The organism is Membranihabitans marinus, from assembly GCF_021729155.1.
In the GTDB taxonomy this organism is placed as follows: domain Bacteria; phylum Bacteroidota; class Bacteroidia; order Chitinophagales; family Saprospiraceae; genus Membranihabitans; species Membranihabitans marinus.
On sequence record NZ_JAJQYA010000016.1, the window covers coordinates 1 to 23,483 of the forward strand.

Annotated in this window: 17 protein-coding genes and 1 pseudogene; 12 read left to right on the top strand and 6 right to left on the bottom strand. The window is 37.9% G+C overall.

What is annotated here, in order from left to right:
* Positions 1–479 precede the first annotated feature (479 nt).
* The 4 genes and pseudogenes from LVD51_RS11340 to LVD51_RS11350 form a co-directional block, all read right to left on the bottom strand.
* Entirely contained in the window at positions 480–860 is a 381-nt protein-coding gene (locus LVD51_RS11340) for a VOC family protein (protein WP_236971491.1), read from the bottom strand.
* 70 nt (positions 861–930) lie between these two features.
* Positions 931–3,312 carry an outer membrane beta-barrel family protein gene (locus tag LVD51_RS11345; RefSeq protein ID WP_236971492.1) on the bottom strand — a complete coding sequence of 794 codons (2,382 nt, stop codon included), beginning with the start codon at positions 3,310–3,312 and terminating at the stop codon, positions 931–933.
* A gap of 242 nt (positions 3,313–3,554) precedes the next feature.
* Positions 3,555–4,028, bottom strand: a pseudogene (locus tag LVD51_RS20210) (outer membrane beta-barrel protein); the annotation flags it as partial.
* A gap of 159 nt (positions 4,029–4,187) precedes the next feature.
* Positions 4,188–4,901 carry a PorT family protein gene (locus tag LVD51_RS11350; protein WP_236971493.1) on the bottom strand — a complete coding sequence of 238 codons (714 nt, stop codon included), beginning with the start codon at positions 4,899–4,901 and terminating at the stop codon, positions 4,188–4,190.
* 674 nt (positions 4,902–5,575) lie between these two features.
* Here LVD51_RS11350 and LVD51_RS11355 point away from each other — a divergent pair.
* From LVD51_RS11355 to LVD51_RS11405, 11 genes are all read left to right on the top strand, one after another.
* Positions 5,576–6,913, top strand: a complete 1,338-nt coding sequence (locus tag LVD51_RS11355; protein WP_236971494.1) for a Gfo/Idh/MocA family protein — start codon at positions 5,576–5,578, stop codon at positions 6,911–6,913.
* 170 nt (positions 6,914–7,083) lie between these two features.
* Entirely contained in the window at positions 7,084–7,716 is a 633-nt protein-coding gene (locus LVD51_RS11360; RefSeq protein ID WP_236971495.1) for a hypothetical protein, read from the top strand.
* Positions 7,717–7,902: 186 nt separating this feature from the next.
* Positions 7,903–8,274, top strand: coding sequence for a VOC family protein (locus tag LVD51_RS11365; RefSeq protein WP_236971496.1), 372 nt, complete (start codon positions 7,903–7,905; stop codon positions 8,272–8,274).
* Positions 8,275–8,546: 272 nt separating this feature from the next.
* Complete coding sequence (locus tag LVD51_RS11370) at positions 8,547–9,335, top strand: NIPSNAP family protein (RefSeq protein WP_236971497.1); 789 nt, start codon at positions 8,547–8,549, stop codon at positions 9,333–9,335.
* Positions 9,336–9,673: 338 nt separating this feature from the next.
* Positions 9,674–12,706, top strand: coding sequence for a PVC-type heme-binding CxxCH protein (locus tag LVD51_RS11375; RefSeq protein WP_236971498.1), 3,033 nt, complete (start codon positions 9,674–9,676; stop codon positions 12,704–12,706).
* Between the two features lies 1 nt (position 12,707).
* Positions 12,708–13,229, top strand: coding sequence for a carbohydrate-binding protein (locus tag LVD51_RS11380; RefSeq protein ID WP_236971499.1), 522 nt, complete (start codon positions 12,708–12,710; stop codon positions 13,227–13,229).
* A gap of 69 nt (positions 13,230–13,298) precedes the next feature.
* Entirely contained in the window at positions 13,299–15,224 is a 1,926-nt protein-coding gene (locus tag LVD51_RS11385) for a Na+/H+ antiporter NhaC family protein (protein WP_236971500.1), read from the top strand.
* 422 nt (positions 15,225–15,646) lie between these two features.
* Positions 15,647–16,468, top strand: coding sequence for a ThuA domain-containing protein (locus tag LVD51_RS11390; protein WP_236971501.1), 822 nt, complete (start codon positions 15,647–15,649; stop codon positions 16,466–16,468).
* A gap of 24 nt (positions 16,469–16,492) precedes the next feature.
* Positions 16,493–17,899 (top strand): Gfo/Idh/MocA family protein, encoded by a 1,407-nt coding sequence (locus tag LVD51_RS11395; protein ID WP_236971502.1) that lies wholly within the window; start codon positions 16,493–16,495, stop codon positions 17,897–17,899.
* A 12-nt stretch (positions 17,900–17,911) separates the two neighbouring features.
* Positions 17,912–19,282 carry a putative oxidoreductase C-terminal domain-containing protein gene (locus LVD51_RS11400; RefSeq protein WP_236971503.1) on the top strand — a complete coding sequence of 457 codons (1,371 nt, stop codon included), beginning with the start codon at positions 17,912–17,914 and terminating at the stop codon, positions 19,280–19,282.
* 6 nt (positions 19,283–19,288) lie between these two features.
* Positions 19,289–20,551, top strand: coding sequence for a DUF6807 domain-containing protein (locus LVD51_RS11405; RefSeq protein WP_236971504.1), 1,263 nt, complete (start codon positions 19,289–19,291; stop codon positions 20,549–20,551).
* Between the two features lie 13 nt (positions 20,552–20,564).
* On the opposite strand, the gene LVD51_RS11410 is transcribed toward LVD51_RS11405, so the two are convergent.
* Positions 20,565–21,896, bottom strand: a complete 1,332-nt coding sequence (locus LVD51_RS11410; RefSeq protein ID WP_236971505.1) for a DUF389 domain-containing protein — start codon at positions 21,894–21,896, stop codon at positions 20,565–20,567.
* 282 nt (positions 21,897–22,178) lie between these two features.
* On the opposite strand from LVD51_RS11410, the gene LVD51_RS11415 reads away from it, so the two are divergent.
* On the top strand, positions 22,179–22,676 hold the full coding sequence (locus LVD51_RS11415) for a C40 family peptidase (RefSeq protein ID WP_236971506.1): 498 nt from the start codon (positions 22,179–22,181) through the stop codon (positions 22,674–22,676).
* Between the two features lie 320 nt (positions 22,677–22,996).
* Here the strand turns inward: LVD51_RS11415 and LVD51_RS11420 are convergent, their stop codons facing one another.
* Positions 22,997–23,482 carry a DUF4199 domain-containing protein gene (locus LVD51_RS11420; protein ID WP_236971507.1) on the bottom strand — a complete coding sequence of 162 codons (486 nt, stop codon included), beginning with the start codon at positions 23,480–23,482 and terminating at the stop codon, positions 22,997–22,999.
* Position 23,483: the final 1 nt, after the last annotated feature.

The following is a 23,483-nucleotide window of genomic DNA, read 5'->3' on the forward strand; positions in this document are numbered from 1 at the left end:
TGTTAATCCAAGTCTTTTCAAATTTTGATCTCTTTCTATTTCAATTTGATAAGCAAGTTTAGGATTTAAATCGACCTATGAATCTATTATGGAATTATTAATTAAAACCGTAAGCTTTTTGTAGGATGAGTCAAGATGATAATAGCAATATATTATTGGTTGATTATTACTAATAATGGTTTTGTTTGAAATTGTTGAGATACAGTAGAGTCGCACTACTAGTGCGGCTTGGTCAGGAAGTTAAATGATTGATTTGGCGGGTTTTTTGCTTCATCTGCCTTCAAGAACTGAAGTGTGGTATATTATCTATCCGTGAAATTTTAGATAAAGATATGCAGGCAAAAAGTGTGACAAATCTAGGTTCATATCTATTGTTTTCCGAGTGATTGCCCCGTACATTGTATGCGATTAACCATTAACCGTGGCGACCAATGAGAAAGTTTGGCGGATGAGTAAATCATAATCTCAATTTACCGGAATTACCCTTTTTCAATAACGTGGGTAATCCACCAAACATTGCCAAAGGCATCCAAAACGCCTCCACTGCGACCATAGGGTTGATTTTGAACTTCCATAATGGGTTGGGCACCAGCATTGACTGCTTTGATAAATGAAGCATCGGCATCGTCGACATAGATAAATAATCCCGAGTTCATAGGCGGAAAGCGATCGCTAGCTTCCGATATCATTAGGGTGTTATCACCTATTTTGTATTCAGCATGCATGACGGTTCCATCTTCTCGTTGGTGATTATTTAGCAATTCCCCTTGAAAGACGGTTTCCAAAAAAGTCAAAAAATCTTTCGCATTTTTAACAATTAGATAGGGCATTATTGTTTGATGATTGGTGGGAAGAGTCATATTTATATGTTTTTGTAGTTTGTAAAAAATCAAAGGGAATTCATAGTTATATAGTTAACGAAGATTTAGATTAAAATCTTTTTTGCCCAGAAAATTCCATCGCTTCCCCTTTGCCAAATCCATAACTAACACCGAAGGTAACAAAGCGACCAGTGGTTCGTCTATTGGTCAGAATAAAATTACTTTGTTCGGTAATGCTTTCGTTTCTGCGAGAGGCAAAAACATCTCTTACACTTAGGTTAAGAATGGCTTTGCCTTTTAAGATCTTCTTCCTAATCCCCAAATCCATGTATGCATTGCTTTTTACTTTTTGCTGAACCGTTTGGTATTTGGAGCCATAATTTCCAGCCAACTCAAGGTCAATTTCGGCAGGCAACTTAAATTTAGTCATTAATTTACTCATCCATTTGTCGCCGAAAAAATCAAATTGATCTTCGTTAAACTGCCCTGTTCTATTGAAATAATTGTAGTTGAAGTCCGCGGTAAATGAAGCCCATTTCAATGGACTGTACTTGGCATTTAATTCTAAGCCTGTGGTTTTACTTTGCCCCACGTTGTCGGGATAGGTATAGCTTATATTGTCTTCCGAGCGGACAACTCGTTCAATGACATCGCTGGTGTATCTGTAATAGACTCCAAAATTAAGAGATATTTTTTCCTGAACCGAGATGGCCGTAACTTCATAGGAATCGGTAAACTCAGGTTGTAGGTTGGGATTTCCCGTAAATATGTTGTAATCATCTACAGGATTGGTAAACGGATTTAAATCCCATAATCCAGGTCTAAATATTCTACTCGAATACCCTGCTTGTACGGAATATTTTTCTGATATTTTGTACGAAGTATGTACACTGGGGAATAAATTAGAGTAATTCTGGTGGTTTTTATTGCCGTTGTTAATCAACTGGGTATGAAGATCGGTATTCTCAAATCGAAGCCCCAATTTCAAGCCCCACTTATTTTTTTCATATGCACCTGTACCGTAAATGCCCAATACATTTTGTTGATATTCAAATTGATTGGAGACATTGAAATCTGTTATCCATTCGTCGTTTATCAAGTCTTGGGTTGAAAAGTCATTGGAAATATCATTGATCACATATTGACTTCCTGTTTCCAAGGTGAATTCGTTATTGAAGGGCTGGGTGTAGTCCAATTTAAAGGTGTAATTGGCTGATCGATAATCGGTATGAATTTTTTCCTCACCGTTTCTATCGCTGCCACTAAGAGTGGAATTATTGTAATTGGCAAATTGATCTTTGCCAAAATAGGAGCCGAGTCCACTAAACAGTAGAAAATGATCTTCATTACTGTTAAATTCTTTTTTGTATTGCAATTCATATTGCCATTTTGGATTTTCCGCTGTGGTGGATTCTTCACGCTTCCACATGTCAATCAAAGAGGAAGTAGGAGAGGGCGAAAAATGATATAGAAGGTCAGAGTTGGCATCTTCATCTTCGAAAGCAAAATGGCCAGTAAGTGTCAATACTTGACTGTTGTCGATATGGTAGTCTGTACCCAATACGAGGTTGAAGAATTTTTCATTTTTTTCTGTTTCCCCGTCCAGACTCAATTCGGATAGACTAATCAAATTGCGATTTAAGGTTGATATTTCTCGCGGCATGGAGCGCTTTCCGATACCTAATTGTCCAAAAAGATTAAATTTTTCTGTGCGATTATTAAGACTGAGACCTAGACTGTGGTTGGTTGGAACTCCGGTGTTGATGGTTGCAGATCCATTAAGACCTCTTTTTTCATCCTTTTTTAAAACGATGTTGATAATGCCAGAAGTACCTTCAGCCTCATATTTGGCTGAGGGATTGGTGATGACTTCTATTTTTTCTATCATATCAGAAGTAATAGTGCCCAGTGCAGATCCGTCACCCGTAGTGAGCACTGATGGTTTACCGTTGATTAATATTTGCACTCCCTGACTCCCTCGCAAACTGATCTGTCCCTCAATACTAACATTGACAGAAGGCACATTATTGAGCACTTCCAATGCACTTACCCCAGTATTGCCAATATCTTGGCCAACATTAAATACCCGTTTGTCGAGTTTGAATTCGGAATAAGATTTGTCGCCTTGTACGACTATTTCTGCTAATTGCTGATGATCTTCCATGAGTTGGATGGTTCCCAATTGGATATTGCCCTTAGATTGGGAGAAATCTTTAATCTCAAGAGTTTTGAATCCTATAAAACTGATTTGAATTACAATATCTTCACTGGGGGAGGAGAGAGAAAACCGTCCATCAGTATCGGTAGTGGTTCCGGTTAATAAACTTTGATCTGTCGCCGAAAGCAGGGATACGGTTGCAAATTCTATTGGATTGTCATAATATACTACTTGGCCGGTAATCACAATATTGTCGTTGTTTTGCCCAAATAGTGATCCAGATAAAGAGATTAAGACTATGGTGAGGCAGATAATATGTCTACTAATTTTCATAAAATATTATTTTGCTAAAATCAATTGATCCTGTGGTGAAATTACATAAAATATTGAATGAATATTTATTTAATTGTGGATATGTATGAGGTTATCTCACTTAACTTATAATGTCCGACTATAAGTTTGATTAGATTATAGATCGTTCAATTTAAATTAAGAAAAATAATAGGTAAATGATCTTAATATATTGAAACTATGCTGGATAGAAATTAGGAGTTGAAAAGAGAATAGTATGTAATTCAAAAAATGATTATTCGGTTATTGTCTGAATATTTCGCATGGAGTAGATGTAATGTGTTGTTATATAGTGTTTTAGGGGGGGTGTTGGTCAGAGTGTTTTTAAATGCTCTAAATTCAATCCCAAATTTACTGCCCCATTCAAACTTCCTGATTGATTTGTCGACATAAAACTCTCCCTCACTTCTATCGTCAATAAATCTTGCCCTAGTGTTATTGATATGATAGTATAATTTATACGGAAGATTCCTACCCCCATAAATGCCCATAAAAACAGTAAATTTACGACCTAAGTTATAATAAGTGGTGAGTGGAATGGATACTTGATAATATTGATATTTAAAATATGCTCTGAAGTCAGGATATTTTTCACCATTTTCTCCGCCTTTATTTTGGAAATAGAGGCCTGAAACCAATCCCCATTTATTATATCTGACAATGTCGGTATGTATACCTAGTGAATAACCAATGATTCTACTATTCTCATAACTAGAGAGGTAGGTATAACCACCGCCTAACTAAATCCCTGCTCGATTTTTCAGGCTTTGTCCCAGACTGGTATTCAGAAGGAATAAGGAGGAAATTAGGATGAAGGTGATGTGTTTACTAGTCATTTGATCTATGTTTATATGTGATTAATATTTAAATAAATCCACTTTTACTGCTAAGCAATAGAAAGCATTTTTTGAATTTTTCATTTTGTGGTCCAATAAGCGTTTAAAAGGAAGGTTTAGGTCGACGGCATTTTTATCGGTTAATATCAGATAGTTAGAACTTGGTTGATCGATATAAAATGGCAGAAAGGCATGGGATATGGTTAATTCAAGGGAGAAATTTTTAAAAGGAGTAAATTCCAATCCGATTTTACTGCCGTTCTCCAATTTTCTAATTTCACGATGACCGTCAAAGTCCTTGTCATTGGGCTGGGATATAAACTTTATAATGTCGGATTCCATATCGTATTGCATTTTGTGAGGAATATTCCATCCGCAGTAAATACCTGCCTGTAAGATCAATTTTTTGCCGAGGCGATAAAAAAGGATAACGGGAACTGAATATTGATAATATTGGTAAGTAATGACTACTTCACGATCTTGGTATGATTCAATATTTTCTCCACCTTTGTTTTGAAAGAAAATTCCGGTATACAAACCCCAATCATCAAATTTTAATACATCAGTTTGCAAGCCTGTGGAATATGTATACATTCGGCTATTTTCATAATTCGTTAGATAGCTATATGCTGGTCCAATACTTAGACTAATACGATGTTCATTGGTTTGACCCTCTATCTTGGTTGTACAACAAAACCAAAACAACAGATGAAGGACTTTAATCACTGTTTTCATTAGGATCTTGGTTAATTAGCAAATACATGATTATGCACTCTTAGGGATATAGCTAATTAATCTTAGAAATTACTTTTCTTTAAACTCTTATCGAGATAAAAAGTAATCCAGGGGTTGGGCTTTTTTACGCTGAAAATTTTGAAAGGATTATCTCCTATTCTACTTTATGATGTTTAAAAAAAAACAACGTATTGATAGATCTTTTATTCTACTATTTAGACTTGAATAAAGTATTGAAGTCACTTTGTATTATGTTAAAGTATACCGCAAAATATGGATAAATAGGTAGCTGGTGAAAATTTAAAATCTGTTATTTGCACTTCATCAGAAGCTTATGATGAAGTATTGATTGAATTATTTTAATTTAAAATAATTCAATAAGATTATTGGGGTTAGAGGTGACTGGAGACATGGAACAGAACCTGAATGGGAAATATGGAATGAAAGGATTTTTTATTTCGTATAAATTAATATTATGCAACTGTTTTTGCTTGGTTTTATAAATGTATTTTAAGGAGGTTGGTTTAGTAATTGGCTAGTACTGACCATATTTTGTAAATTTTTTATAAATTACACTACCTAAGTAATGTAAATTTATTGATGATAAGATGATCGTCTGATGGCTAACTGTATTTATTGGTCGATTCAGAGGATTATATTTTAAAATTACTATAATGAAAAAAAGAGACTTTTTAAAAAGTACTGCTGCGCTGGGATTATCAGCGATGTTGCCAACATCAATGTGGGCGCAAACAAGAAATGGTAGATTGCGAACCGCTCATATTGGAGTAAGCAATATGGGAGGTGAAGATCTCAAGGCGATTTCATCTCATAAATCTGTAGACGTAGTTGCTTTGTGTGATGTGGATTCCAATGCTTTGGCCGCCGCTAAAAAATTGCATCCAAGAGCCAAGACTTATGCAGATTATAGAGTGATGTTAAATGAGATGCAAAATCAAATAGATGCAGTAATCGTCTCTACTCCAGATCATACCCATGCTCCAGCATCTATGTTGGCCATGGAAAAAGGTAAGCCGGTATATTGTCAAAAGCCTTTAACTCATCATGTTGCTGAAGCGAGAGCCATGAATAAAATGGCCAAAGAAAAAAATCTTGTAACTCAAATGGGGATACAAGTTCACTCGTTTTACGATTATAAATTGGCGACCTTATTGATTCAATCAGGCATCATCGGAAAGGTAAGTACAGTGCGGGCTTGGTCTCCCAAAAACTGGGGATATGATGGACCGGAACCCACTGGTTCAGATCCAGTTCCAGAAAACCTCGACTGGAATCTTTGGTTAGGTACTTCTGCTGAAAGACCGTACAAGGAAGGATATTACCATCCAGGTAATTGGAGAAAATTGTTAGACTATGGATGTGGAACCCTGGGGGATATGGGCGTACACATCTTTGACACCCCGTACAATGCATTGGCATTGGACGTGCCCCGTACCATTAAAAATAAATGTAGAAAACCCAATGGCTATGGATTTCCAGAGCACAATACAGTAACCTATAAGTTTCCACAAACACCGTATACCACTAAGACATTGAAATGGGTGTGGTATGATGGGGAAGGAGCACCGAAGGATCACAAACAGCTTCGATTACCCAATGATGAAGAATTGCCCAGCCAAGGAGCCATGTTTATAGGAGAAAAAGGTCGTCTATTGCTTCCTCATTTTATGGAATTGCCTCGTCTGATAGTAAAAGGAGAATACAAGGAATTGGATTTGTCCATCATTAAAGACCAATCTGCAATTGGCGAACCCGTAAGAAACTATGCATCGGAAGGTAAAAAACACTACCATCAGTTTGTGGATGCATGTTTGGGTAAGGACGAGTGCAGTGCGCCATTTTCCTATGCCTCTCGATTGACAGAAACCATTCTATTGGGTGTGATTGCCGGACGATTCCCCAACAAAACCTTGCACTGGGATAGTGCAGCCGCAAGATTTTCAGAGGAAGAAGCCAATCAGTTTTTGGATGCCCCTTATAGAGACTTTTAATACGGTTTAAATTAAAGTAATACAAAAGTTTAATATTGAAAAGTCCATGGTATTTTTGCCATGGACTTTTCATTTTTGTATATTTCTCCTTTGGTTTAGCTTTTCATTTTATATATTTAACCATTGTCTTTTAAAGGGCTAAATATTATTATTATAAAACAATACAGAGTATGAGATTGATGCGATTATTATTTACCATTTCTTTATCAGTAGTTTTTTTGACTAGTGGATGGACACAGTATAGACCAGAGCGAGTGTTTAGAGAAGATTTTAAAGAAACTCCAGCCGAAATTCCCATCACTCAAGACCATATCGTTCAGGAGGATGTAGTTTTAGCTCTTCACGGACCGGGTAAGGATGTTATAAAAAAGAGCAATCACGAAAAGCCAGTAGATGATCCATTTTATGTATGGTCGGGTTTATGTGAAGGGAATTGGGCAGTTAGTTTGTCTCACAAAGAATATATGGTCGATCTCAGTAAATATGGAAAAATAAAATGGAGGTCAAAGCAAACCGGATTTCGACAATTGAGATTAATTCTTCAGTTGGCCGATGGCAGTTGGATAATTAGTGAGCAAAGTGATGGTCCATCTACAGATTGGCGTGAAGTAGAATGGAATATTTCCGATATTCAATGGTGGACCTTGGATATTGACAAAGTGGTTGAAAAAAAGCCAGCAAAGGATGTTGATTTGTCCAAAGTAGTAGCAGTAGGATGGACAGATTTGATGATAGGAGGCGGTAGTCCAGCTAGTTCTCGATTGGATTGGATAGAAATTTATGGCTTCCCAATAGAGAAGTAAAGATTTCATCTTTATTGCGCTATAAATGATTGTGTAAGCTTACTCTATGTGATCCTTTCATTGTCGGTAGCAATTGATGAAGATTGCCTGATTCTATATTTTTGTAATAAAATACAAATTTTATTATTTTTTGAAATATAATTTTTGAATTTTTTTTATATTGAAAAATAACTAAAATTCAAAATTATGAAATTAGGTGCGTTTTCTGTCAGTCTTAGTGTCAAGGATCTTCAGGTTTCCAAAGCATTCTATGAAAAACTAGGATTTGTAGTATTTGCTGGAAATATGGAAAGCCATTATTTGATTATGAAAAACGAAACGACCTTAATTGGACTGTTTCAAGGTATGTTCGACAACAATATTCTTACTTTTAATCCCGGTTGGAATGAGGAGGCCCATGAGTTGGAAGAATACGATGATGTTCGATGGATTCAAAAGCAATTAAAAAAAGAGGGATTAGAAATCCTTAACGAGGCAGATGAAAATTCCACCGGTCCGGCTAGTTTTGTTGTAGTAGATCCAGATGGCAATGCTATTTTGATTGATCAGCATGTTTAGCTAACCAGATGGCCAACAGTTTGTTTTGTTCATGATTAGCAATTTCATTTTTTAGAAATGGATCTTTCAATAGATAATATTATGGAATAGATAAGATCTTTCTATAATAATAGGTGTTGACCTTATAATCTATGTCTTCCATTATTGAATGGAAGTAAGAATGTAATTGTAAATCATTTCATAGTTCATCGTGATTTTTATGGTGAAAAACAAAAAATAATTTAATTTGCACTTGGATACATTCGAACATACTAAACAAAAACTTTTATAAAATGATTAAATACCTGCCTGCTGTTTTATGCCTTTTTATTGCAGTATTAATTCAAAGTCCGCAGTGTTATAGCCAATCCGAACAAGAACGTGACTGGTTTGAATTGCGAATATATCATGTAGATAAAATCGATCAGATTAATGCCGTTGAAAAGTATTTGGAGAAAACCCTTTTGCCCGCATTTCACTCTGCCGGTGTCGATGAGGTAGGTGTCTTTAAACCTGTGCCAACGAGCCCAGACTTTGGGAAAAAAATATACGTTTTTATCCCCTATAATAATTATGAAGATTTTATTAAAATCCCAAGGTGGATCCAGGAGAGTAAACGATACCATCGCAAGGGAAAAGATTATTTGACTGCACCCCATGATAAACCACCTTTCAATAGAGTGGAAAAGATATTGATGAAAGCTTTTGACGGGATGCCAAAGTATCAGCCTTCACAGTTAGATGTGGATCCTCAAAAACGAGTATATGAACTGCGCAGTTATGAAAGTCCTACCGAATATTTGGGTGATAACAAGATTAAAATGTTCAATGAAGGTGAAATAGATATATTTGATCGACTGGGATTTAATGCTATCTTTTATGGAGAAGTGGTTATCGGACCTAAGACGCCGAACTTGATGTATATGACTACTTTTGCCAGTCCTGAAGCCCAAGCCGAACACTGGGATGCATTCAGAAAAGATCCTGAATGGTTGAAATTAAAGGTGAAGCCCGAGTTTCAAGACAACGTATCTCATATCGACAAAATAATCTTATATCCTACAAAATACTCTGATTTATAGTCGTATGAATTAAAGAATATTCATTTTTATAAATGGTTATTCCAAGAGCTGTTATAGCTCTAAGATTTAGATAAATGCCATTGAATCTGTAGTCATACAGACAATGGCATTTTTATTTATAGATACTTCATATTAACCCTAGTCATAGAAAAAAAGGATATAGGGTTATTCAGCTTGGTATTATATTGGCTATTTCATATAGAATTCTATTCTTTGCATCGTATATATTAAAATACTTTTATCTTTTAATAATGAAACGTTAAATATTGACGAGGAGTTAGTCATGACCTGGTCAACCTTTTAGCTTATATTATTTTAAAACTTCAATCAAACGAAACGTGAAATCAACAATCAATATTTGGATTATTGTCGTAAGCCTATGGTGTGGCGGATTATTATTGGGATGTCAGTCGGATGGCAAAAACGGAGGATTAAGCCCGAAAGATGCTTTATCTTCATTTGAATTGGCAGAGGGATTCCAAATTGAATCTGTTGCCAGTGAGCCATTGATCTCCGACCCAATCGCTATGGAAATAGATGAGGAAGGACGTATGTACGTTCTTGAAATGCATGGCTATCCTTTGGATTTGAGTGGGAGCGGTGTGGTCAAATTGTTGTCTGATACCGACGGAGATGGGACAATGGATCAGAGTCAAGTATTTGTGGATAATCTAATATTGCCAACCGGTATTATGCGTTGGAAGCAGGGAATCTTGGTGACGGATCCACCCAATATATTGTATTTTGAGGATAAAGACCGAGATGGGCAAGCCGATTTTAGGGATACGATATTGACCGGTTTTGCTCGCACCAACCCCCAGCATAATTCCAATACCCCAATATATGGCTTCGACAATTGGATTTATGTAGGCAATGAATCTGTGTACACGGCTAAAGTTTTTCCCGAACTTTTTGGTGGTGAAGGTGGAGATGTTTATTTCCCAAATGCAGTTGATGGACCTGTGCTCAAAAACAATGCCCAAGGACGGAGCCTTAGATTAAAGCCAGATGGATTTAAATTGGAAAACCTGTCTAGTGAAACTCAATATGGACAGTCTTTCGATCGCTGGGGTCGACATTTATTGGTGAGCAATGCCAATCACATATATCACGAAGTCATGGCTGCCCCTTACTTGCAGCGCAATCCTGATTTGTTGATTTCAGATGCAACCAAATCTATTGCTGCTCATGGTGCAGCTGCCGATGTGTATCCCATTACCAAGAATCCCGAACATCAATTGTTAACCGATTTAGGTGTATTTACATCTGCTTGTGGAGTTACGGCGTATTTGGGTGGACTATTCCCATCTGAATACAATCAAACCGCCTTTGTGGCCGAACCTGTGAGTAATCTTGTCCATGTTGATCACTTGACAGAAGACGGTGCATCGTTTAAGGCGACGAGAGTATTCGAGGAAAAGGAATTTCTAGCATCTACCGATCCTTGGTTTAGACCGGTAAGTATCTATACTGGCCCCGATGGTGCATTATATATTATCGATTATTATCGTCAGATTATTGAACATCCCGAGTGGATGGCCGATGATGTTATTCAATCTGGAGCTTTGTATAATGGAAACAATCAAGGCCGGATTTATAGAATCACGCCGAAAGGCACAGGAAAAATGGATTGGTCGGAGAAGATTGATTTGTCTGCAATGTCCACTGAAGAATTGGTCTCTCTATTGGCCAATCCCAATATTTGGTTCCGAAAAAATGCCCAGCGATTATTGGTCGATCGACAAGATCAATCTGCTGTTGAATTATTAGAAGAAATGGCCTTGTCTCAACCCATGGGAGAAGCTCGTTTTCATGCCTTATGGACATTGGATGGTTTAGATGCATTGTCTATTCCAGTCATCTCTGCAGCGCTAAAGGATCAGGTGCCAGGCATTCGAGAAAACGCAATAGTTTTATCTGAAGCATTTTTAGGAGAATCTATTCCACTTCAGAATATATTGTTGTCCATGGGAGAAGATAGCAATGCCAGAGTTCGGTTTCAGTTGATGTGTACCCTTGGATATTTGTCGTCCTCAACCTCTCAGTCCGTCCGGTCGGCTATGTTGTTTGACAATATGGATGATCCTTGGATGCAAATAGCAGCCCTTTCTGCACCTTCCGATGATAATATCGAATTATTATCACAATTTGTCCGGAAATATAAACCTGATAATTCGGCATATGCTGCCTTTGGAGAAAGGTTGACCAGTATGTTGGTTTCCGAGAAGAATAAAGATATGATAACTTCTTGGATTAGAAGATCATTACAAGCCAATAGGGTTGAAGCCAATTCATGGCAATCTGCCGTCATCAAAGGTGTGGTGACAGGGTTGAAGAACAAATCATCTCTAGCCATGGATTTGTCCGCCGAGCGAAGTTTGTTGACTAAGACGGTTTTTAATGACAGTCAAGCAGATGATCTTCGAAAAAATGCATTAGACCTATTGCTGATTGGGGATGAGAATAATGAAGATAAAAATTTTATGGAAACCGCTCAAAATATCGTGACAGATGCCGAGAGTACCGATCTGTCTAAGGTGTTGTCTATTCGATATTTATCACATTATGGAGATGGTGAGTTGACCGAAATGTATCGATCCAAATTGACACCGACAGAACCTCCTATGGTTCAACTCGCTGCATTGACTGCCCTCAGCGATTTGCCCAATTCCAATGTCGTAGCCTATCTTATCGAAAATTGGAGTAAACTGACACCGGAATTAAGGGATGCCGCTATTGATGTCATGGTAACCAATGACGATAGAATCAAAAGCCTGATCGAGGCCATGGAGGCTGGTATAATAGATCCTGCAACCATTGGCTGGGGACGCAGTGTGGAATTAATGGCTCAACAAGAAGATGAAGTAATGAGAAATAGGGCTAGAGCTTTGTTTACCAATACAAATATGGATACCGATCGCAAAGATGTAATAGAAAAATACCAAGTTTCATTAAATTTGGAAGGACAGAGCGAAAATGGTAAATTGGTTTTTGAAAAAAATTGTTCAATATGTCATCAAGTAGGAGGGGAAAATGGAGTGGCTTTTGGACCCGATCTAAAAACGATTAAAAATCGCAGACCAGGTTCAATATTAAGTGATATTTTGGACCCTAATTTATCCATTGCAGATGGATATGATCGTTGGAAGATTTTATTGGATTCGGGAGAAACGGTGTATGGAGTGATAGCTTCCGAAGCGCCAAATGCCATTACTTTAAGATCAAATGCTGGAGAAGAAAAGGTGTTGCCGCGTTCTTCATTGGTTGAAGTAACCTCAACGGGAACTTCTCTAATGCCGGTAGGATTAGAAAATCAAATCGATGAACAAGGGATGGCTGATTTACTGAGTTTTATTAAAAATGGAAAATAATATGAAAATTCGTTTTTTACTTTTTATGGTGGCGATTTCTATTTCGTCAATAAATGCTGAAATTGTAAATACAATAGCTAGAGATACAGTGCCAATACCTAAGTTGGTAGTCCCTGATGTAGATGGCTCTTTTACTTTGCACGCCGCTGATGGAGCTGCTATCGGTCCCAATATTAAGTATATGCCGGAATGGATGGCCTACGGTTGGTTTACCAGTGAGGATCGAGTGGAGTGGGATGTCGATGTTCAATTAGATGCCACCTATGAAGTTTTTTTAGAGTGGTCTGTTTCCGATGAAGGGGCTGGAAATCTCTATAAATTGGAAGCTGAGACAGGTTCATTGTTGGGTCATGTCAGAAGATCTGGTTCATGGTATACATTTAGATTGATGAGTATAGGAGAATTGAAACTGGAAAAAGGTCAACAAAAAATCGTTTTAAAAGGGGTAAACGATACCATAAAAGAAGGATTATTTGATTTGCGAGCCTTGAGATTTTTGCCTATTATTCCCTATGAGGATTAGAAATAATAATCTATAAATTTTTTTTGGTATTATACCGTAAACTTGAAACTCACTTTAATTTACGACTTTATGAAAAATATTTTTTTTCTAATCATTATGGCTTTTTTTAGTCTCAACCTTTATGGACAGGATGACGGGTCTGTAAGAAGTGATATTGAGATAGAGTTTCCAAGTTTTACCATTCAAAACATACCTTATTCGATTATCATAAAGGATGTTGAGGCCATGGATGGGCAAGGAGAAGTTAAGGTTAATGGGGTTGATCAAAAATTGGTTTTTGAGGACGGTCAGGGTGTGGTGGAGCATCAATCTAATCAGTCGGAAACGGTAATGGTGGAATATCTCAGTGCGAAAACAGAAGAAGTAGTCCATCCAGTACCTTTATGGTGGTCGATATTGCCTCCATTACTGGCTATTTTTGCAGCATTGCTGTTTAGAGAAGTGGTGACGTCCTTGTTTTTTGGAGTCTTTTTTGGCGCTTCTATTTTATATATTTATTCTGAAGGTTTTTGGGGTATTGTTCTCGGATTTATGCGAACCATTGATCATTATATTGTGGCGGCTATTTCAGATAGCGGTCATGTTTCGATTATTTTATTTTCCATGTTGATCGGAGCCATGGTGGCTATTATTTCCAAAAATGGAGGTATGCAAGGAGTGGTAAATTATATTTCAAGGTATGCCAATAATCCAAAAAATGGACAGTTAGCTACTTGGATATTGGGTATTGCTATATTTTTTGACGACTATGCCAATACCCTGGTAGTGGGGAATACGATGAGGCCAGTGACCGATGGATTGAAGGTGTCTAGGGAAAAACTGGCATATATAGTCGATTCTACAGCAGCCCCAATTGCAGCCATTGCATTTGTGACTACTTGGATTGGAGCAGAATTGGGATATATAGAGAGTGGTATCGAATCTTTGGATACCCTGAATGAAGGCGTTTATGCAACCTTTATTAATTCACTGCAGTATTCGTTTTATCCTATTTATACGTTGATTTTTGTATTGATGTTGGTGTTGTTTCAAAAAGATTTTGGTCCCATGTACACTGCAGAGCACAGAGCGAGGACAACAGGTGTTGTATCTTCGGTGCGGTCAGAGACAAAATTAGACGAGGATGATCTTTCCGAATTTACCCCCGATCCAGGTGTTGAAACAAGGTGGTACAATGCTGTCGTTCCTGTTTTTACGGTAGTTTTGGGCACCATTGCAGGGCTTTTGTACACGGGATGGGATGTCGATGTTTGGGCCAATCAAGATATGAGCCTGGGATTGAAGTTGTCGGAAATAATAGGTCAGGCTGATTCTTATCAAGCATTATTATGGTCTTCCTTAGGAGGTGTGATGATAGCGGTAATTATGACTTTGTATCAACGAATTATGAATTTGGAGTCATTGATTCGGTCGGCAACTAGCGGTTTTAAAACCATGTTGTCTGCCATTATTATATTATCTCTTGCTTGGAGCTTGGCTGCTGTAACTGAAGACTTGCACACTGCAGATTTTTTAACACAATTGATGTCTGACAATGTTGCTCCATGGGTGATTCCCACGATTACTTTTTTGCTGGCTGCTTTAGTGGCCTTTTCAACCGGATCTTCTTGGGGAACAATGGCTATATTATATCCATTGATGTTGCCAGCTACTTGGATGTTGGCTCATTCTGCCGGATATGATTACGATGTAAGTTTAATTATTTTTCACAATGTTGTGGCTAGTGTATTGGCAGGAAGTGTATTGGGCGACCACTGTTCTCCGATTTCTGACACTACGATATTGAGTTCATTGGCGAGTTCATGTCATCATATCGATCACGTCAAGACCCAATTGCCCTATGCATTATTGGTGGGCATGGTGGCAATCTTTATTGGGGTTTTACCGGCTTCCTTGGGTGTGTCATCCTGGATTCTCTTTCCCACGGGCATATTGGTTATGTATTTTATTATTCGAAAATTTGGAAAGTCTACGGTTTTAATGCCGAATGATTAATGATCCATGGTTAATTATCAATTATCAATTATTAATTATCAGGGGCTTAAATCGATGGGTGGGATTCACCACTGTGGACACTAAGCTTATCACAAAGCACGGTAAACGATGTAACATTGATGTCATGTTGAATGGATAGTGATACAGAACACAGTATCCCTACCTCAGACTTATACCTTCTCAATCTCCTCCCACGGTTTAAACTTTTGATTTTACCCTAAATTTTTTTTGCGAACAAGGATTTACTTAATCGTTTACGCTTTTTTGGTATTTTTTTTAAAATTATAGGGGGTAAATATTTTTTATAAATATTTTTACTTCTATATTAGTTTCCTAATATTGTAGGTGTATTTAAGTCATATGCCATTTTTAAGTTAATAATGGTGAGGACTTAAATTCTGATTGTTTAAAAAAAATTATATATGACCAATTTTTGCCATCTTAAATTACTTTGTTTTTTTATCTTTTTTATGAGTTTTGGCTTTACTAAAACGATTGAAGCCCAGACGAGCAAACAAGAAAAAATAGCCCAGAAATTATTGAAAAAAGCACACATCCTTATTTACACCAAAAACGGAGAAGGGTTTGTCCATGACAATATTGCCAGCAGTGTAAAAGGATTAGAAAAACTGGCCGAAGACCATGGATTTACTGTTGATGTAAGTGATGATCCATCTATATTTATGCCGGGAAAGATTGATCAATACGATTTACTTATTTTTTCCAATACCAATAATGAAGCTTTTGACAATCAATCGCAAAGAGACGTATTCAAAAATTATATACAGCAGGGGGGCGGTTTACTCGGCATTCACTCGGCCAGTGGATCGGAGCGAGATTGGCCATGGTTTTGGAAAGTGATCGGAGGTAAGTTTTTAAGACATTCGAAGTTTCAATCGTTTTCAATAGTCAAAATAGACCCTCATCATATTTCAGCTCAAGTAGTCCCCGACACTTGGGTTAGAGAAGACGAAAGCTATTACCTCAAAGAACTAAACCCCGACATTCAGGTAGTTTTGGCCACCGATCTGACAACAATTGAGGATGAAAAAGCAAAAAATGAATATCCCTCTAATACATTTGGTAACTATTTTCCTGTAACATGGTGTCATAATTTCGACGGTGGACATCAATGGTATACTTCATTGGGGCATCGAAAAGATCACTATGAAGATCCCGTGTTTATGAACCATATACTGAGTGGGATAAAATGGATTTTACTGTCCCAAGCTGGGAAGTTGTAATATAAATGACAAAATAAAAAAAGGATGAAAAATAAAAAAAATCTTAGCCGACGAAAATTTATTAGAAATTCTGCTTATGCGGCCACCGGTAGTTTGGTAGTCCCTAGCATAATTCCTGCTTCGGTAATCGGAGCCAATCCACCCAGTGAAAAAATTCAAATCGCTCAGATTGGTTTTGGTCGCATCGCCAGTTCACACGATTTGCCCGAGACCATGAAAAACGATATTGCTCGAATAGTTGCCGTATGTGATGTAGATACCAAAAGGATGAAGGATGGTAAACAATTTATAGAGAAATACTATCGAGAAAAAAAGGGTATGTCTTCTTATATGGATGTGAAAATGTACCAAGACTATAGAGAAATGCTCAAAGATTCTGGTGTGGATGCCGTCATTATCAGTACCCCAGATCACTGGCATGCACGACCAACTATGGATGCTGCACTTGCTGGAAAAGATATATATTTACAAAAACCAACCTCCCTTACCATAGCTGAAGGACGTGCTATGGCTGATGCTGTCGCTCGAAATGGGGCAGTCTTCCAAATCGGTAGTCAGCAGCGTTCAGCTACACCTTGGCCGCAATTTAAAAAAGCCTGTGAATTGGTGAGAAATGGCAGAATAGGTAAGGTTCATACTATAAAAATTGGTTTGCCCGGCGATCCTGGAGGTGATGAAGAGCCAGAAATGGATATTCCGAGCAATCTAGATTACGAAATGTGGTTGGGCTCAACTCCATATCAGTATTATACAGAAAAAAGAGTGCATCCTCAACACGATTATTCTAGACCAGGTTGGTTGCGCTGCGAGCAATTTGGAGCGGGAATGATTACCGGATGGGGTGCCCATCATATCGATATAGCTCATTGGGGAATGGGAACAGAATTTACTGGTCCTATTGAAATCGAAGGGACGGCCGAATTCCCAAAATCTGGTTTGTGGAATGTTCATGGGGATTTCTTAATCAAAGCCAAATACGCCAATGGAGTAACCATGGAAGTGGGAGGGGACAACCCCAATGGAGTTAGATTTGAAGGAAGTGAGGGATGGATATTTGTCACAAGAGGCAATGTCGGGGTGACTTCTTCTGATCCTACGTCGGGAAATAGTGATAAATCTCCATTTCAAGCCTCAGATCCTCGCATCCTCTCTTCTGTAATTGGACCAAATGAAGTACATTTGTACGAGAGTCCAGAACAGCATAAAAATTGGTTAGACTGTATTAAATCTCGATCGCTAACGGTTGCACCAGCGGAAGTGGCACATAGATCTTGTTCTACTTGTCTTTTGTTTCACACCGCTATGAAGATTCCAAGAAAATTGTATTGGGATCCCGTTAGAGAGAAATTTAAAAATGACGACGAAGCCAATGCCATGCTGTACAGACCTCAGCGTCACCCTTGGGGGACGAATTATGCAATGGAACATTAAAAAAATTAATCTGTGAAAAAACTTTGTGCCTTTTTATTGATGACTAGCTTGGCAGTTACAGGCTGTAAAGACCAAGGGTCTACACCAACTGAAAAACAATATCCTGTTCATTTGATGACGGTAGATCCCGGTCATTTTCACGCCTCTTTGGTACAGCGGGATATGTACCCAGAAGTAGATCCTGTAGTTCATGTCTATGCCCCTAAAGGGAAGGATGTGGAGAGTTATTTGAATCTTGTAGAACAGTTTAACACCAGATCAGAAAATCCTACTCAATGGGAAGAAGTGGTCTACGGTGGGGGAGACTTTTTTGATAAGATGTTATCCGAGAAGCCAGGGAATGTAATGGTTGTAGCTGGTAATAATCAGAAAAAAACCGAATACATCTTAGAAGCGGTGAAAAACGATATCCATGTTTATGCTGATAAACCCATGGTCATCGATAGCAAGGGATATGAATTGTTAAAGCAGGCCATGAAATTGGCCGATGAGAAAGGGCTATTGGTCTATGATATTATGACGGAGCGTTTTGAAGTTACTTCAATGTTGCAAAAGCGTTTGTCAGAATCCAAAGAATTGTTTGGAGAAATAGTCAATGGAAGTGTCGACAATCCAGCGATTACCAAAGAAAGTGTTCACCATTTCTTCAAAGAAGTAAATGGTAAGCCTTTGGTTCGACCAGCTTGGTTTTTTGATGTAGAACAGCAAGGAGCTGGTATCGTTGATGTGGCCACTCACTTGGTTGATTTAATCCTTTGGTCTTGTTTCTCTGGCGAAATGGTGGGAACCGATCGAGTAGCAGTAAAAACCGCTCGTCAATGGACCACGGCTTTGGATCCTGCACAATTTAAGCAAGTAACAGGACTGGATAGTTACCCAGGCTACCTCAAGAAGGATGTGGATAGTGATAATGTATTGAATGTCAATGCCAATGGAGAATTTGTGTTTACGGTAGATGATATTCACGGCAAAGTTTCTGTGATATGGAATTTTGAAGCTCCCGCAGGAACCAAAGATACCCACTTCTCAATTATCAGAGGTAGTAAAGCCAATTTGATAATTCGTCAAAATGCTGAGACCAATTATCAAACGGTGTTGTTTGTTGAGCCTACTTCGGATAAAGAAGATCTCGAACCTGCACTTCGAAAATTGGTAGATGATATTCAAGGTGAATTCCCGGGGTTGGGTTTCGAAAAAGCTTCCAATGGATGGAGTATGGTCATTCCCGATGCCCTGAAGATTGGACATGAGGCTCATTTTGCTCAAGTAACTAGAAAATACTTAGATTTTATGAAAGCTGGAGAAATTCCTGCTTGGGAGAAGCAATTTATATTGACGAAGTATTTTTTGACTACTCAGGCATTTAATCAAAGTAAAAATTAAACGAATATGAAAATTGTTTTTTCGACGACCATAATACTTTTTGTTTTTCTAAGTCTTGTTTTTAGTCAGGAGGATGCAATGGAGTATCCTTTTACCATGGAAGTGAAACAGCCATTGATGAGTGGTTCTGTCGTGTCTTATGATGTGGCAGGATTGCAAGTAGGCTTGGAAGACAGTACATTGGAATGGAGAGTTATGCAGCGAAAAAACAATGAGTTGTTGCCTCTTCTCACCCAAATTGATATCGATGGAGGTACCAAAGTTTACTGGAGATTGGCTGATGCTTGCTCTAAGGGTGAAAAGTTGGATTTTGTATTAAAGAAAATAGTGAAAACGAAGGAAAATCAGGTGATATCTTATGTCGATAACGGCAAAGATATCACCTTTCTTTCTGAGTCTGGGCAAGGGATTTTTACTTATAGGTATACCGATATGCCAGTACCTGAGGGCGTATCTCAAGTATTTAGTAGATCGGGTTTTGTTCACCCACTCAAGACTTTGCAAGGCAATGTGGTGACTAGGATTCAACCCTCAGACCATTACCACCATTACGGTTTATGGGGACCTTGGGTGCAAACAGAATACAGAGGTGAAGAAATCGATTTTTGGAATTTGTCCAGAGAATTGGGTACGGTGCGTCACAGTGAAATCGTAAGTATCAGTACCGGTCCATTATTTCAAGAATTGAAAGTTCTTCTCCATCATATCATCCACCCAGGTAGAGGCGAGGAAGTGGTTATGCAAGAATTGCGTACCTATAGAATTTGGCTCTCTGCTGGAGAAAAATCCACATGGTTTTTAGATGCCGAATCCCAGTACAATATGCAGGGCAGTGATCCACTTACCATTAAAGAATATAGGTATCAAGGTTTTTCATTTAGAGGTCCGCAGCATTGGAACGATGAAGATGTAACGGTCATCACTTCTCAAGGCAAAAACAAGTCGGATGGAAACGCTACAAGGGCGCGTTGGATTCAAGTGGCAGGGCCGGGTGATGTCTCTGGGCAAGCCTCTATAGTGACCATGACTTATCCCAGCAATTTCAACTATCCAGAACTATTGAGGATATGGCCTACGGGCACCAATAATAGTAAAGGGAATGTCTTTGTCAATTTCAATCCAACACAAGACCGAGATTGGATCTTCTATCCCGGACAGACTTATACTTTGAGGTATAGAATTGTTTTGTCGGATCAAACCTGGACTACAGACCAGCTCAATCAATGGCACGATAATTATATCCAGAAGAATTATCAGATATTGCGTTAAATCAACACTCAGATTATTCCGGTTCAGCGCTTTCAATAAAAAGGTGAACTTTGTTTTTATCGAGGCGCTTTCTCAGCCAGTTCAATAACCTTTCTTTGGATTCTGCCGATATGGTTTCACTGGCTTTTAATACCACGACGGCCAATGGTTCGGTATCGTCGCTGTTTTTGTATTCTACGGTTTCTGAAAAAGTACAAGCCGTCACTTCAGGGTAGAGAATATTGATTTCAGAAAGCAATGATTTTCCCATTTCATTGCGTTGATTGATGGAATCTCTTTGATTTTCCATTTGTTGAATAATGGATTTTAGTTTTACTATTTCTTCGTTAAGACTGAGATTCTCATTCATTTTAGAGCTGACATCACTAAAATTAAAGCCCTCTTGGATGATGATATTGGCATCATCGAGATTGAAGATCTTAGATTGCTCATTGATTCGATTTCGATCTCTATCTGTAATGGCATTTCCACCATAAACGAGGACTATTTCATGTCTGTCGCTGCGAATCTCATGATTCAACAAATAATTGGCTCCCATGACGTCAATACTTTTTACAAATAATGAGGCATTTTCCTGAAATCTCTCTTTCTGTACTAGGCTATACCCAAAATACAAGCTGGGTAATAGGATAATAATTATAACAATTGATATCCATTTATTCACTTGTTTCTTTCGTTCTTCTTGAACTAGAGTTCTAAAAGGAAATTTTAGGATTTGCGAGATTAGAATCGATGAAATCCCTATAAATACAGTGTTTATCGTAAACAAGAACATGGCCCCGAAAAAGTAATTGAATTGTGCGGTGGCTAGACTATAGCCAGCGGTACAAAGCGGTGGCATCAAGGCTGTAGCAATGGCCACACCAGGGATCACATTACCCTTTTGTTTACTGGTCAAAGCGACAATTCCTGCCAAGCCTCCAAAAAAGGCAATCAAAACATCGTAAATACTCGGACTGGTTCGAGCGAGTAATTCGGAATGAGCAGTAGATATCGGGCTGATTAAAAAATATAGAAATGAAGCCGTTAAACTGGCTCCCACTGCAAATCCATAGTTTTTTAGTGATCGTTGTAACAGGGGAAAGTTGTATGTGGCTATACTATATCCCATTCCTATAATAGGACCCATTAAAGGCGATATTAACATGGCACCGATGACTACTGCCGTCGAATTCATATTGAGGCCAATAGAGGCTACGATAATGGCAAACATCAGAATCCATAGGTTGGTACCTCTAAATTCAATGTCTTTAATGATGTTTTCATGGATGATTTCATAATCATCTATTTGACTGTCCAGATTAAAGTAGTGTAAGATCGTGTTAATGGTCTTTCGTGCTTGCATATGTTTTTTTAAATCCGGTGTATCCTTGATTATCAAGGTGAATATCTAAAGATTTCTCCAGTAGTATTCTATTTTTATTAAAATTTTATTCCCTATTCCATCCATCAGGCTTTTAGCAAAAGTAGAAAGATAGACCATTGCAAAATACAAATTAAAATAAATATGATTTATAGCAAATTGTTAAAATGCAATAAATTAGTTGTTTATAAATGAAATAAAATCTTAATTTGTTCTGAATTATTGAGATTTTCTCCATCTTTGATCGACATTAATTGTTTTATTATGACTACTCTATTACGCTATATTTTTTTATTTGCCCTTGCAACTACATTATTTCACTGCAGTCCAAAAGTAAAATCGGTCGGCCATAGCAAAGAAAATAGCAACGTGAGACAAGAGGTGGTAGCAACGGCTTATGATCAAGTCGGTGCTCCTTATCGATACGGTGGGGCATCCAATAAGGGATTCGATTGTTCTGGTCTGGTATACTACAGTTTTGTCAAACACAATTTTACCTTGCCTAGAACAGCACATGATATGATGAATTACGGTAAAAAGGTAGATCGACAAAAGGTTATGCCAGGAGATTTGGCCTTCTTTAAGAATGTGGGAAGAAAGATTGATCACGTAGCCATTGTTTATAAAACGGATAAAACAGGGGTCTGGCTACTCCACAGCACTACATCGAAGGGAGTGGTACTGCAATCTTTAGATGAATCGAAATATTGGTCAAAGCGATTGGTCCAATTTAATCGTATAATCTCCGATCAAGCATTATAAAAATTATACGATTTACATTTTATGATGACGGAAAAGATTTCGAAAATATTTGGAGTTAGACGAGGCTAAAAACACAGGCATAGCCGTAGCTACGGCGTGATTGAGTAAAGTTGCCAGAATGGCAACCAAAGGTCGTAAATCGACCTTTGATGAAGGAACCGAGGCCACTGTGCCGAGGCGTGATTGCCCTAAAATTCCTTGTTAAGATACTATCAATATAGCATAACGTCTTAATCCACAATATTTAAGCCGCAATGCTTTGCGGCTCTACAATAAATCGAAAGATTTCCGTTAATTATAAATGTAATTCGTATTACCTATTAGGATTTGATTTTTCTTTGGACGATTAAGGCAACCAATGCTGAGGTAATGATTCCCATGCCCAATGCACCTACGATGGATTGCATAATATAGGTCTTGAGACTAAAATAAGATTTAGCCGATTCTAAACTTAATCTATTGTTGTCTACCGCATATTGGATGGCATTCTCAAAATAAGAAGGCGAAATAATCTTGTGTACAATAAGTTGGGTAACTGGAGTAAAAACAGCTACAATAACACTGATCAATAATCCGGTTACAAATCCTTGTTTCCAAGTCATGTACCCATTGTAAAAATTTTGTCGCTTATCGATCAATGCACAAAAATAAATGATGATGGCTAGGATGCCAAATAAGTTGGTGTATATGGCGTGTTTTGCGATATTTTCATCGTGCCAACCCATCCATTTTTCCAATCCCATCCACAGAAGAGTAGTTAGAAGAAATATTAATGCCCATTTCCATTCAATTGTATTTTTTTTCATA

Bases quoted from the DNA above. Each gene is read 5' to 3' on its own strand.
- LVD51_RS11350 (WP_236971493.1), bottom strand. From the start codon at position 4,901: ATGAAAACAGTGATTAAAGTCCTTCATCTGTTGTTTTGGTTTTGTTGT.
- LVD51_RS11420 (WP_236971507.1), bottom strand. From the start codon at position 23,482: ATGAAAAAAAATACAATTGAATGGAAATGGGCATTAATATTTCTTCTA.
- LVD51_RS11415 (WP_236971506.1), top strand. From the start codon at position 22,179: ATGACTACTCTATTACGCTATATTTTTTTATTTGCCCTTGCAACTACA.
- LVD51_RS11385 (WP_236971500.1), top strand. From the start codon at position 13,299: ATGAAAAATATTTTTTTTCTAATCATTATGGCTTTTTTTAGTCTCAAC.
- LVD51_RS11395 (WP_236971502.1), top strand. From the start codon at position 16,493: ATGAAAAATAAAAAAAATCTTAGCCGACGAAAATTTATTAGAAATTCT.
- LVD51_RS11370 (WP_236971497.1), top strand. From the start codon at position 8,547: ATGATTAAATACCTGCCTGCTGTTTTATGCCTTTTTATTGCAGTATTA.
- LVD51_RS11390 (WP_236971501.1), top strand. From the start codon at position 15,647: ATGACCAATTTTTGCCATCTTAAATTACTTTGTTTTTTTATCTTTTTT.
- LVD51_RS11360 (WP_236971495.1), top strand. From the start codon at position 7,084: ATGAGATTGATGCGATTATTATTTACCATTTCTTTATCAGTAGTTTTT.
- LVD51_RS11355 (WP_236971494.1), top strand. From the start codon at position 5,576: ATGAAAAAAAGAGACTTTTTAAAAAGTACTGCTGCGCTGGGATTATCA.
- LVD51_RS11405 (WP_236971504.1), top strand. From the start codon at position 19,289: ATGAAAATTGTTTTTTCGACGACCATAATACTTTTTGTTTTTCTAAGT.
- LVD51_RS11345 (WP_236971492.1), bottom strand. From the start codon at position 3,312: ATGAAAATTAGTAGACATATTATCTGCCTCACCATAGTCTTAATCTCT.
- LVD51_RS11380 (WP_236971499.1), top strand. From the start codon at position 12,708: ATGAAAATTCGTTTTTTACTTTTTATGGTGGCGATTTCTATTTCGTCA.
- LVD51_RS11340 (WP_236971491.1), bottom strand. From the start codon at position 860: ATGACTCTTCCCACCAATCATCAAACAATAATGCCCTATCTAATTGTT.
- LVD51_RS11365 (WP_236971496.1), top strand. From the start codon at position 7,903: ATGAAATTAGGTGCGTTTTCTGTCAGTCTTAGTGTCAAGGATCTTCAG.
- LVD51_RS11410 (WP_236971505.1), bottom strand. From the start codon at position 21,896: ATGCAAGCACGAAAGACCATTAACACGATCTTACACTACTTTAATCTG.